Here is a 12,236-nt window from a genome sequence, read left to right on the forward strand (position 1 = left end):
CAGGACAAGACGGCACCCTAGTGATCCCCGTCAGCCTGGCAACAATGGGGTTCGGCCGAACGGGTGAGCAGCGGCGATACCGCCGTGGCAGGCCCCGCGGACGCCTCCGCTCGGGCCCCGCCGCGTGGCCGGAGGCGGACCGGCCCGGGCGCTGATAGGCTGGTATCCCGTGGACCGGTGGTCTGCCTGTGCGAATCAGGAGCCCCGAAACCGCAGCTTCGGCGCCCCCTGAGACCCTCCGGTTCGATGGTGGCCGGCGCCGGACGCACCTCACCTCGCGACCACGGGAGCCCCCTCTTGGCGATGCCGCCCAAATCCATGACGACCAAGCACATCTTCGTCACCGGGGGTGTCGCTTCCTCCCTCGGCAAGGGCCTGACGGCCTCCAGCCTGGGTGCGCTGCTGAAGGCGCGCGGTCTTCGGGTCACGATGCAGAAGCTCGACCCGTACCTGAACGTCGACCCCGGCACGATGAACCCGTTCCAGCACGGCGAGGTGTTCGTCACCAACGACGGCGCCGAGACCGACCTGGACATCGGTCACTACGAGCGCTTCCTCGACGTCGACCTCGACGGCTCGGCCAACGTCACCACCGGCCAGGTCTACTCGCAGGTCATCGCCAAGGAGCGGCGCGGCGAGTACCTCGGTGACACCGTGCAGGTCATCCCGCACATCACCAACGAGATCAAGCACCGCATCCGCCGCATGGCGACCGACGACGTCGACGTCGTCATCACCGAGGTCGGCGGCACCGTCGGCGACATCGAGTCGCTGCCGTTCCTGGAGACCGTCCGCCAGGTCCGCCACGAGGTCGGCCGCGACAACGTCTTCGTCGTGCACATCTCGCTGCTGCCCTACATCGGCCCCTCCGGCGAGCTGAAGACCAAGCCCACCCAGCACTCGGTGGCGGCGCTGCGCAACATCGGCATCCAGCCCGACGCGATCGTGCTGCGCGCCGACCGCGAGGTCCCGACCTCCATCAAGCGCAAGATCTCGCTGATGTGCGACGTCGACGAGGAGGCCGTGGTCGCCGCGATCGACGCCAAGTCGATCTACGACATCCCCAAGGTCCTGCACACCGAGGGCCTGGACGCGTACGTCGTGCGCAAGCTCGACCTGCCCTTCCGCGACGTCAACTGGACCGTCTGGGAGGACCTGCTCGACCGGGTCCACAACCCCGACCACGAGGTCAAGGTCGCGCTCGTCGGCAAGTACATCGACCTGCCGGACGCCTACCTGTCGGTGACCGAGGCGCTGCGCGCCGGCGGCTTCGCCAACCGGGCCCGCGTCCAGATCAAGTGGGTCACCTCCGACGACTGCAAGACCCCGGCCGGGGCCGCGGCGGTGCTCGGCGACGTGGACGCGATCTGCGTCCCCGGCGGCTTCGGCGACCGCGGCGTCAACGGCAAGGTCGGCGCGATCACCTACGCCCGCGAGAACAAGGTCCCGCTGCTCGGCCTGTGCCTGGGTCTGCAGTGCGTGGTCATCGAGGCCGCGCGGAACCTCGCGGGCATCGAGGACGCGAACTCCACCGAGTTCGACGCCTCCACCCCGAACCCGGTGATCTCCACGATGGAGGAGCAGCTGGCCTTCGTCGAGGGCGCGGGCGACCTGGGCGGCACCATGCGCCTGGGCATGTACCCGGCGAAGCTCGCCGAGGGCTCCATCGTGCGCGAGGTCTACGGAGACCAGGCGTACGTGGACGAGCGCCACCGCCACCGCTACGAGGTCAACAACGCCTACCGCGGCGAGCTGGAGAAGAAGGCCGGCCTGGTCTTCTCCGGCGCCTCCCCGGACAACAAGCTCGTCGAGTACGTCGAGTACCCGCGCGAGGTCCACCCCTACCTGGTGGCCACCCAGGCCCACCCGGAGCTGCGCTCGCGCCCGACGCGCCCGCACCCGCTGTTCGCGGGTCTGGTCAAGGCGGCCGTGGAGCGGCAGCAGGCCGCGAAGTAGCCGCACGACCGCATAACGTTGGCAGCCGGGGTACGGAGATCCGTACCCCGGCTGTCGCGCGTTGTGGAGGGCTTCGGGGCATGGAGATCAAGGACACTGCGGAATCCTGGGAGACGGTGTCGACGCAGCGGCCGTTCCAGGGTGCGAAGACGGCGGTCGCCTCCGACGAGGTACGGATGCCGGACGGGTCCGTGGCCCGCCGCGACTACCAGGTGCACCCCGGGTCGGTGTGCGTGCTCGCCCTGGACGACGCGGGACGGGTGCTGGTGCTGAGCCAGTACCGCCACCCGGTGCGGCGGCGGCTGTGGGAGCTCCCGGCGGGGCTCCTGGACGTCGTGGGGGAGAACCCGCTGCACGGGGCGCAGCGCGAGCTCGCGGAGGAGGCGCACGTCAAGGCCGAGGACTGGCGGGTGCTGGCCGACTTCTACGCGTCCCCCGGCGGTTCGGACGAGGCCATCCGGATCTTCCTCGCGAGGGGGGTCTCTGAGGCGGACGGCGAACGCTACGCGGAGTCCGGCTCGGAGGAGGCGGACATGGAGCTGGCGTGGGTGCCGTTGCCGGAGCTGGTACGGGGCGCCCTGGCGGGCGAGCTGGCCAATCCCGGGCTCGTCACGGGAGCCCTGGCGCTGTCGGCCGCCCTGGCCGCCGACCCGGCCCTGGCCTCCCTCCGGCCGGCGGACGCCCCTTGGCCGGCCCGGCCGTACGAGGCGTAGGCCTGGCGGGGCGCCGTTGCCGGGGGCCGGTCCCCGGGGCCCTGCGCCTCAAACGCCGGCGGGGCTGGGGTTTGCCTGGGCGCGGGCTGGCTGCGGGTGGGGGTCGGTGCCGGGGGCGGGGTGGGGTGTCGGCCTGGACTGCATGATTTAGGCGCCCCTTCCTTTACTCCGACAGGGTTTGGGCTCTACCTGCGCCACAAATCACGCTCTACGTCCAGGCCGACACCCCACCCCGCCCCCGTCCCCGACCCGGGCCGCGCCAATTCAGCCGTCCGGCGTTTGAGGACCGGGGTCTGGGGCGGAGCCCCAGAGGGGTTCGGGCGCAGCCCGGGGCCCTTGTGCTTTCAGCCCGTCCGGCGTTTGAGGACCGGGGCAGGGCCGGCCCTGGGAACGGGGGAAGGGCGGGTAGGGGACTTCGCCCCGCAGGGCTCACGCACCCGGGACCGGCAACAGGCGGCCGTGGCCGCACCCTCGCCCAGACCCTGCCGCGGAGTTCGGCGCAGTGGCGCGTGAGGAAGGAGAAAATGTGCCCATCCGCTGATCCGATCGGGCGATTTGTCCGCCGCGCTCCACCCGGTCCGTCGCTCTGTGTGAACTACGCTCGCAATCCGAAGGCAGCGAGAGGAGCGGATCCGTGACGGATTTCGTCGGGCGGCGGCGTGAGCTCAAGGAGCTCCGCGAGGACATCGCGCGAACCGGGCTCGACACCCTCTCCGGCCGCAAGGCCAAGTCGCCGCGGGCCCGCGTGCTGCTCGTCGCGGGGCGACCCGGCTCCGGCCGGACCGCACTCGCCGAAGCGCTGGTCCGCGAGATCGCCGACGACTATCCGGACGGGGTCCTGAAGGTCCGCCTCACCGCCCCCACGGGGGAGACCGTCGCCACCGAGCGTGCCGTCCGCACCCTTCTGGAGGGGCTCGGGCAGCCCACCCCGCCCGGCGCCGCCGAGGACGATCTCAGCTCGGCCCTGCGCACGGCCCTGACCGGCCGCCGCATGGTCCTCCTCGTCGACGACGCCTCCGATCCGCACCAGGTCGACGCCCTGCTGCCGGACACCCCCGAGTGCCTGGTCGTCGTCACCGCCGAGGGCCCGCTGACCGGGATTCCGGATGTCCGCCCCTGCACCCTCGGCGGCCTCGACACCCCCTCGGCCGTCCGCATGCTCGTCCAGCGCATCGGCGACGTCCGCGTCGCCAACGACCCGCGCGCGGCCGAAGCCCTCGCCGAGGAGTGCGGCGGCCAGCCCGCCGCGCTGGCCCTGGCCGGCGGCTGGCTCGCCGCGCGCCCCAAGGCTTCCGTGGCGGACGTGGGCAAGCAGCTGCACGATATGCCCGGCGGTGTCGGCGGCCCGCTGGCCAAGGCCTTCAGGCTCGTCTACGAATCCCTCCCGCAGCCCGCCCAGCGGACCCTGCGGTTGCTTCCGCTTGCCCCCGCGGGCCTCGTCGACTCCCACGTGGCCTCCGCCCTCGCCGGCTGCTCCGTGGCCGCCGCGCAGTCGACCCTGGAGGATTTCGCCGCGCTGGGGCTGCTCAGGTCCGCCCATGACGGGCTGTACTTGCTGCCCGGCTGCCTCGCGCCGCTGCTCCAGGCCCTGCTGGAAGCCAAGGAGCGGCCCGCCGAGGTCCAGCTCGCCCGGGCCCGGATGCTGGAGCGCACCGTACGGCTGCTGCTCTCCTGCCGGGCGATGGCGGAGCCGGATGCGGAGGGGCACGACGGACCCGTCGGGGAGCCGGAGAAGCTCGACGGGGTGCCGCGCGCGCTGCGCTTCGCCGACCGGCGGGCCGCGGAGACCTGGCTGGACACGCGGCTGCCCGCGCTGCTGGCCGCCGCCTCGCTGGCCGTGGCCGACGGGGAGCTGGACACCCTGGCGCGCAGGTTCGTGGCGGCGCTGGCGGGGGCGCTGTCCGAGCACCGCGGCACCGCCGGGGCCGCGCCCGAGCTGTACGGGCTGCACCGGCTCGTGCTGGACGTGGCCGAGCGGCGCGATCTGTACCGGGAGCAGGCCGCCGCGCTGCTGAACCTGGCCGATCTGGACGCCGAGACCGGCCGGACGCGCGAGGCGCTGGACCGCTACCGGGCCGCGCTGGACGCGGGAAAGTCGGCGAACGACCCGTACGCGTCGGGCCGCGCGATGGAATCCGTAGGCGGCGCGCACCAGGAGCTGGGCGACTGGCACCGGGCCTCCGACTGGTTCGGCCGGGCCCTGTCCCACGCCCTCGCGCGGGGGGAGCGCGCGGACGAGGCGCGGCTGTACGGGCGGCTGGGGAACGTGCACACCTACGCGGGCCGGTACGGGGACGCGCTGCGGAACTGGCGGGCGGCCTCGGCCGGCTACCGGAAGCTGGCCGATGTCCCCGGCCAGGCAAAGGCGTTGAGCGAGATGGCGCGGATCCAGGAGTACGCGGGCCGGCCCGAGGAATCGCTGCACACCTGCCGGGAGGCGGTGGAGCTCGCGCGCAAGGCCGGGGACCTGCGGCTTCAGGCCGCGCTCCAGGTGCGGCTGGCGGACACGCTGGACCGGCTCGGGGATCCCGCGGCGGCCAGGCTGCACAGGTCCGCGGCCGACAGATTGCTGGGAGATGACCCCGCAGCCTGCGAAATCCGCAGCGTTTCCGACTGAGATTATTACTTTGCAAGGCTAGACAGCCGCTCATCCTTCATTAGACTGGCTTCACCAGGTCATCCTCTGGTGCATCCCGTTGCGCGTTCTTGTGGACGGGTTTGTATTGAAGTAGCCCGAAAAATCCCCTGAGCCAAGGACCGTGAGCCACGATGAAGGTCGGCATCCCCCGCGAGGTCAAGAACAACGAGTTCCGGGTCGCCATCACGCCTGCCGGCGTGCATGAGCTGGTCCGCAACGGCCACCAGGTCTTCGTCGAGCAGAACGCCGGTGTGGGCTCCTCGATCACGGACGCGGAGTACGTGTCCGCCGGCGCCGAGATCCTCGGCACCGCCGACGAGGTCTGGGCGACCGCCGACCTGCTGCTGAAGGTCAAGGAGCCCATCGCCGAGGAGTACCACCGCCTCCGCAAGGACCAGACCCTCTTCACCTACCTGCACCTCGCGGCCTCCCGCGAGTGCACGGACGCCCTGCTGGAGTCCGGCACCACCGCCATCGCGTACGAGACGGTCGAGACGGCGAACCGCGCCCTCCCGCTGCTCGCCCCGATGTCCGAGGTCGCGGGCCGTCTGGCCCCGCAGGTCGGCGCCTACCACCTGATGCGCTCGGTCGGCGGCCGCGGCGTGCTCCCCGGCGGCGTCCCCGGCACCCACGCCGGCGAGTGCGTGGTCATCGGCGGCGGCGTCTCCGGCTGGAACGCCGTGCAGATCGCCGTCGGCATGGGCTTCCACGTGACCCTGCTGGACCGCGACATCAACAAGCTCCGCGAGGCCGACAAGATCTTCGGCACGAAGATCAAGACGATCGTCTCCAACGCCTTCGAGCTGGAGAAGGCCGTCATCGAGGCCGACCTCGTCATCGGCGCGGTGCTGATCCCGGGTGCGAAGGCCCCGAAGCTGGTCACCAACGAGCTCGTCGCCAAGATGAAGCCCGGAAGTGTCCTTGTCGACATTGCGATCGACCAGGGCGGCTGCTTCGAGGACTCCCGCGCGACCACTCACGCCGAGCCGACCTTCCAGGTCCACAACTCGGTCTTCTACTGCGTCGCCAACATGCCGGGCGCGGTGCCGAACACCTCCACCTACGCGCTCACCAACGCCACGCTGCCCTACATCGTGCAGCTCGCGAACCTCGGCTGGGTCGAGGCGCTGCGTCGCGACCCGGCGCTCGCGCTGGGCCTCAACACCCATGACGGCCAGGTCGTTTACCGCGAGGTCGCCGAGGCGCACGGTCTCGAGACCCTTGAGCTGAGCTCGCTGCTCGGCTGATTCGTCAACGACTGACGTCAATCTCACGTATCCGGCCGGACCTTGCTCGCGAGGTCCGGCCGGAGGCGTTCCCGGAGTCCCCGGCGGGGCCGCTCAACTCGCCTCGAACGTAACCCTTTAACCCTTTCGCACACCTGCGAAACTTCCCGGCGACAGCTCGTACGCCCTTGACAGAGTGGTGTTCGGTTGCCGACACATCGCGGTGGGTCCGGCGGATTGTGTTGCCGCTGAGTGGTGACACGCCATAGAGTCGCCAACCGTCGGCATGGTGCCACGCTGACCTATCGATAAGTGTCCTGGTCACGTCCGAGGAGGTAAGACGACTTGTGAATGAGTCGACATTTGCTCCTGGAGGTGGTCGAGCAGGAGGGCCTGCGCGGGGCCAGGGTCCTGCCGGAATCGAAGCCGTGGGATCCGTAGCGGTCCGCACCTTCGCAAACCACCAGCACATGACGACGCCCCAAAAGAGCATGGACGGCCTAGACGTGAACTCCAGGGCCGGCGACCCGAGCGGCGACAAGCCCGTGGGTTTCGCCGACTACGAACAGGTGCCCGAGGGGCATTTCTACGACCCGGACGCGGAGTACGAGCCCGACCCCGAGTACGCGGCCACTCTCGCTCCCGACGCTGCACGCCAGCGCCGTGAGCGGATCGGCCCGACCGGACGGCCGCTGCCGTACTTCCCGATCCCGGGTCCGCTGACCGATCACGGTCCGGCGACGATCATCGCGATGTGCAACCAGAAGGGCGGCGTGGGCAAGACCACGTCGACCATCAACCTGGGTGCGGCGCTGGCGGAGTACGGGCGCCGAGTGCTGCTCGTCGACTTCGACCCGCAGGGCGCGCTGTCGGTCGGCCTCGGGGTCAACCCGATGGAACTCGACCTGACGGTCTACAACCTGCTCATGGAGCGGGGCATGTCGGCCGACGAGGTGCTGCTGAAGACGGCGGTCCCCAACATGGACCTGCTGCCGAGCAACATCGACCTGTCCGCCGCCGAAGTGCAGTTGGTCAGCGAGGTCGCGCGCGAGTCGACGCTGCAGCGGGCCCTGAAGCCCCTGCTGCCCGACTACGACTACATCGTGATCGACTGTCAGCCCTCGCTCGGTCTGCTGACCGTGAACGCCCTGACGGCGGCTCACAAGGTCATCGTGCCGCTGGAGTGCGAGTTCTTCGCACTGCGCGGTGTGGCGCTGCTGACCGAGACCATCGAGAAGGTGCAGGAGCGGCTCAACCCGGAGTTGGAGCTCGACGGCATCCTCGCCACGATGTACGACTCCCGCACGGTGCACAGCCGTGAGGTGCTGGCGCGCGTCGTCGAGGCCTTCGACGAGCACGTCTACCACACGGTCATCGGCCGTACGGTGCGGTTCCCGGAGACCACGGTCGCCGGCGAGCCGATCACCACGTACGCCTCCAACTCCGTCGGTGCCGCCGCCTATCGCCAGCTGGCCAGGGAGGTGCTCGCCCGGTGTCCCGCCGAGTGAGTCTGCCCGGAGCCGACGAACTGTTCCGTACGACCGGGGGGATGGCGCTGACGTCCTCCTCGCCGAACTCGGCGCGGGGCGTGGAGCACGCGGCTTCGGCCGCGGAGGGCACGGCGGGAGAGGGCCGCAGCCGGGAGGCTGAGGCCGGTACGGAGCCGGGCGTCGGCCCGCAGCGTAGGCCGCAGGAAGGTTCCGGTAACGCCGTCCCCGCCCCCACCCCCGGCCGGGGCAAGGGGCAGGGCCGGGGTGCGAACCGGCGGCCCAGCGGGCGTGAGCGGCACGACGAGAAGATCACGGTCTACGTCTCCGCCGAGGAGCTCATGGACCTGGAACACGCGCGGCTGGTGCTGCGCGGGGAGCACGGTCTGGCGGTCGACCGGGGCCGGATCGTGCGTGAGGCCGTCGCGGTGGTTCTGGCGGACCTGGAGTCCCGCGGTGACGCGAGCATCCTGGTGCGGCGGTTGCGGGGGCGCTGAGCCCCTGCGGGGGCTTGGCCGGGCTCGTCCCGGCGCCCTCGCCGTGTGCGGTGCCGTGGCTGGCGTGCCCTGCGGGGCGAAGTCCCCGCCGTGACCTTTGCCGCTGCGCGGGGCGGAGCTCCCCTACCCGCCCTTCCGCCGTTCCCCGGGCGCTGCCCGGACCCCGGTCCTCAAACGCCGGACGGGCTGGACGACCCTGGGGCTCCGCCCCAGACCCCGGTCCTCAAGCGCCGGACGGGCTGGAATTGGCGGGGCGGGCTGGATTTCGGGGCGGGCTGGATTTGCCCGGCGTCCCCGGGGGTTCCGTGCGGTCGTGCGTGGGAGGGTTAGGGGCTTGGGTTTCGGCCCTGGTCAGCCAGCCGTTCGTTCCGTACCTCCCTGGACCGCGATGCCCCCTCCCGCCGAACCCGGCCTCCCGCCCCGCCGCTCGCTGGGCCGCGGCCCGGGTGTCTCCGTACCGGAGGAGGAGAGGGAGCTCCCCGGACCTCCTGTCGTGGCCGTACCGGTCCCTGAGGCCCCTGGGGAGCCCGAGAGGCCAGGAGAGGCCGAGGAGGCCCCCGAGGGCGGCCCCGGGGGCCCCGAGAGGGCCGGGGAGGTTGAGGGGATCGAGGGGGCCGTACCGGCTTCCCTGGAGACCCTGGCGGTGCCTCCCGCGTCCTCGGCCGAGGACGGGCGGTTCACGGTGCACCTCGGGAACTTCGAGGGGCCCTTCGACCTGCTGCTGCAGTTGATCTCCCGGCACAAGCTCGACGTCACCGAGGTCGCGCTGTCGGAGGTCACCAACGAGTTCATGGCGCACATCCGTGCGATGGGGCCCGACTGGGACCTCGACCAGACGACCGAGTTCCTCGTCGTCGCCGCCACCCTGCTCGACCTGAAGGCGGCCCGGCTGCTGCCCGTCGCCGAGGTCGAGGACGAGGCGGACCTCGCGCTGCTGGAGGCCCGGGACCTGCTGTTCGCGCGGCTGCTGCAGTACCGGGCGTACAAGCGGATCGCCGACATCTTCCAGGACCGGGCCGAGACCGAGGGCAAGCGCTACCCGCGCACCGTCGGGCTGGAACCCCACCTCGCCGAGCTGCTCCCCGAGGTGGTCATCAGCATCGGCGGCGAGGGTCTGGCGCGGCTCGCGGTCAAGGCCATGCAGCCCCGGGCGAAGCCCCAGGTGTACGTGGACCACATCCACGCGCCCCTCGTGAGCGTCCGGGAGCAGGCCGGGCTGGTCGTGGCGCTGCTCAAGGCGCGCGGCGAGGCCACCTTCCAGGAGCTCACCGAGGACGCCGCCGACACCCTCACCGTCGTGGCGCGCTTCCTGGCCCTCCTGGAGCTCTACCGGGAGAAGGCGGTGGTCCTGGACCAGGAGGAGGCCCTGGCGACGCTCACGGTGCGCTGGAGCGGCGGGGACGGGGACGGCATGCCGACGGTGACGGACGAGTTCGACCAGATCGTGGAGGTCAAGGAATGAGCGAGACGGCGGCCCCCGTGGCCGGGCTGGCGTTGAAGCCCGCCCTGGAGGCGGTCCTCATGGTCGTGGACGAGCCGGCGACCGAGGCGCACCTGGCGAAGGTGCTGGAGCGGACCCCGCGCGAGGTCGCGCGGGCGCTGCGCGAGCTGGTGGACGAGTACGAGGTCCAGGGCCGCGGATTCGAATTGCGGCTCGTCGCCGGGGGCTGGCGGTTCTACAGCCGGGCGGACTACGCGCCGGCGGTGGAGGCCTTCGTCCTGGACGGCCAGCAGGCCCGTCTCACCCAGGCGGCGCTGGAGACGATGGCCGTGGTCGCGTACCGCCAGCCGGTCAGCCGGTCGCGGGTCTCGGCGGTGCGCGGAGTCAACTGCGACGGGGTCATGCGCACCCTCCTCCAGCGGGGTCTGGTGGAGGAGGCGGGGACGGAACCCGAAACAGGTGCGATCCTGTACAGGACGACGAACTACTTTCTGGAGCGGATGGGCCTGCGTGGCCTGGACGAGCTCCCGGAGCTCGCGCCCTTCCTCCCCGAGGCGGACGCGATCGAAGCCGAGACGCAAGAGGGTGTTCCGTCGTTCGATCCGGACTCTCCGGATACCGATGAAGACGACAAGACGACGGAACTTTGATGCGAAGCAGCGGCAACGGCAACGGTGGCGGCAACAGGAACAGCGGCGGCGGTGGTGGCGGGCGAGGTAGCTCCCCCCGCGGCGGCTCCTCCAGCGGCGGCGGTGGTGGCTACCGCGGTGGCGGCTCCGGCGGCGGCAGCGGCTCGGGAGGCGGCTCCCGCGGCGGCTCCTCGGGTGGTGGCTACCAGGGTGGCGGCTCCCGCGGCGGCTCCTCCGGTGGTGGCTACCAGGGTGGCGGCAGCTCCGGCGGCGGCTCCCGCGGCGGCTCCTCGGGTGGTGGCTACCAGGGTGGCGGCTCCCGCGGCGGCTCCTCCGGTGGTGGCTACCAGGGTGGCGGCAGCTCCGGCGGCGGCTCCCGCGGCGGCAGCTCGGGCGGTGGCTACCAGGGTGGCGGCTCCCGCGGCGGCTCCTCCGGTGGCGGTTACCAGGGTGGCGGCTCCCGCGGCGGCTCCTCCGGTGGCGGTTACCAGGGTGGCGGCTCCTCCGGCGGTTACCAGGGCGGCAGCTCCGACCGTGACCGCGAGCAGGCCCCCCGCATCCGCAACCCCCGCCCCGAGGAGCGTCGCTACGACGTGGGCCCCGAGGGCGAGCGCAACGGCCGCGGCGGTGCCAAGGCGGGCGGCGGCGGTGCCCGCGGCGCGGCCGACGGCAACCGCGGTGGCGGTGCGCGCGGCGCTGCGGCCCGCGGTGGCGCCAAGGGCGGCCCGAAGGTCTCCCGTACCCCGGGCATCGGCGGCGCCGGCGGCCCGCGCATCGGCCCCGGCTCCCGCAGCGGCCAGTCCAAGCCGCGCGAGCTGGAGGCGCGGATCGAGGAGCGCGTGCGCGACCGGTACGCCGACAAGCCCGTGATCAAGACTCCGAAGACCTTCCCGGGCGCCGAGGAGGAGGGTGAGCGTCTGCAGAAGGTGCTCGCCCGTGCCGGCATGGGTTCGCGCCGTGCGTGCGAGGAGCTCATCGAGCAGGCGCGCGTCGAGGTCAACGGCGAGATCGTCCTGGAGCAGGGCAAGCGCGTGAAGCCCTCGGACGAGATCAAGGTGGACGGCCTGACCGTCGCCACCCAGTCGTACCTGTTCTTCGCGCTGAACAAGCCGGCCGGCGTCGTCTCCACCATGGAGGACCCGGACGGCCGCCAGTGCCTCGGTGACTACGTCACCAACCGCGAGACGCGTCTCTTCCACGTCGGCCGGCTCGACACCGAGACCGAGGGCATCATCCTGCTCACCAACCACGGTGAGCTGGCCCACCGCCTCACGCACCCGAAGTACGGCGTGAAGAAGACCTACGTCGCCGCCATCACCGGCCCGCTGCCGCGCGACATCGGCAAGCGCCTCAAGGACGGCATCGAGCTGGAGGACGGCTACGCCCGCGCCGACCACTTCCGCGTCGTCGACCAGCTCGGCAAGAACTACCTGGTCGAGGTGACCCTCCACGAGGGCCGCAAGCACATCGTCCGCCGCATGCTGTCCGAGGCCGGCTTCCCGGTCGAGAAGCTCGTGCGGACCTCGTTCGGCCCGATCGAGCTCGGTGACCAGAAGTCCGGCTGGCTGCGCCGCCTGACCAACACCGAGGTCGGCATGCTCATGCGCGAGGTCGGTCTCTAGGGCCCGGCCAGAAGCACGGCCCCACAC

9 protein-coding genes are annotated in these 12,236 nt (G+C 71.7%); all 9 read left to right on the forward strand.

Annotated elements, in window-relative coordinates:
• Positions 1-303: 303 nt before the first annotated feature.
• On the forward strand, positions 304-1,956 hold the full coding sequence (locus tag OHA37_RS30510) for a CTP synthase (RefSeq protein ID WP_266909893.1): 1,653 nt from the start codon (positions 304-306) through the stop codon (positions 1,954-1,956).
• 80 nt (positions 1,957-2,036) lie between these two features.
• Complete coding sequence (locus OHA37_RS30515) at positions 2,037-2,669, forward strand: NUDIX domain-containing protein (protein WP_266909895.1); 633 nt, start codon at positions 2,037-2,039, stop codon at positions 2,667-2,669.
• Between the two features lie 634 nt (positions 2,670-3,303).
• Positions 3,304-5,286 (forward strand): AAA family ATPase, encoded by a 1,983-nt coding sequence (locus tag OHA37_RS30520; RefSeq protein ID WP_266909897.1) that lies wholly within the window; start codon positions 3,304-3,306, stop codon positions 5,284-5,286.
• A gap of 152 nt (positions 5,287-5,438) precedes the next feature.
• Positions 5,439-6,554, forward strand: coding sequence for an alanine dehydrogenase (gene ald, locus OHA37_RS30525; RefSeq protein WP_266909899.1), 1,116 nt, complete (start codon positions 5,439-5,441; stop codon positions 6,552-6,554).
• Between the two features lie 449 nt (positions 6,555-7,003).
• Positions 7,004-8,041 (forward strand): ParA family protein, encoded by a 1,038-nt coding sequence (locus tag OHA37_RS30530; protein ID WP_266909901.1) that lies wholly within the window; start codon positions 7,004-7,006, stop codon positions 8,039-8,041.
• Complete coding sequence (locus OHA37_RS30535; protein WP_266876780.1) at positions 8,026-8,517, forward strand: hypothetical protein; 492 nt, start codon at positions 8,026-8,028, stop codon at positions 8,515-8,517. The genes OHA37_RS30530 and OHA37_RS30535 overlap by 16 nt, the downstream gene beginning before the upstream one ends.
• 388 nt (positions 8,518-8,905) lie before the next feature.
• Positions 8,906-9,979, forward strand: coding sequence for a segregation and condensation protein A (locus OHA37_RS30540; protein ID WP_266909904.1), 1,074 nt, complete (start codon positions 8,906-8,908; stop codon positions 9,977-9,979).
• Positions 9,976-10,608 (forward strand): SMC-Scp complex subunit ScpB, encoded by a 633-nt coding sequence (gene scpB / locus OHA37_RS30545; protein ID WP_266909906.1) that lies wholly within the window; start codon positions 9,976-9,978, stop codon positions 10,606-10,608. Before OHA37_RS30540 ends, scpB begins: the two co-directional genes overlap by 4 nt.
• Positions 10,608-12,209, forward strand: a complete 1,602-nt coding sequence (locus OHA37_RS30550) for a pseudouridine synthase (protein WP_266909908.1) — start codon at positions 10,608-10,610, stop codon at positions 12,207-12,209. The genes scpB and OHA37_RS30550 overlap by 1 nt, the downstream gene beginning before the upstream one ends.
• The last annotated feature ends 27 nt before the right edge of the window (positions 12,210-12,236 follow it).

Source organism: Streptomyces sp. NBC_00335, assembly GCF_036127095.1.
Taxonomy (GTDB): Bacteria; Actinomycetota; Actinomycetes; order Streptomycetales; family Streptomycetaceae; genus Streptomyces.

What these genes read in the sequence shown, in the direction of transcription:
- OHA37_RS30510 (WP_266909893.1), top strand. Translation starts at nt 304, where the DNA reads ATGCCGCCCAAATCCATGACGACCAAGCACATCTTCGTCACCGGGGGT.
- OHA37_RS30515 (WP_266909895.1), top strand. Translation starts at nt 2,037, where the DNA reads ATGGAGATCAAGGACACTGCGGAATCCTGGGAGACGGTGTCGACGCAG.
- ald (WP_266909899.1), top strand. Translation starts at nt 5,439, where the DNA reads ATGAAGGTCGGCATCCCCCGCGAGGTCAAGAACAACGAGTTCCGGGTC.
- OHA37_RS30530 (WP_266909901.1), top strand. Translation starts at nt 7,004, where the DNA reads ATGACGACGCCCCAAAAGAGCATGGACGGCCTAGACGTGAACTCCAGG.
- OHA37_RS30540 (WP_266909904.1), top strand. Translation starts at nt 8,906, where the DNA reads ATGCCCCCTCCCGCCGAACCCGGCCTCCCGCCCCGCCGCTCGCTGGGC.
- scpB (WP_266909906.1), top strand. Translation starts at nt 9,976, where the DNA reads ATGAGCGAGACGGCGGCCCCCGTGGCCGGGCTGGCGTTGAAGCCCGCC.
- OHA37_RS30550 (WP_266909908.1), top strand. Translation starts at nt 10,608, where the DNA reads ATGCGAAGCAGCGGCAACGGCAACGGTGGCGGCAACAGGAACAGCGGC.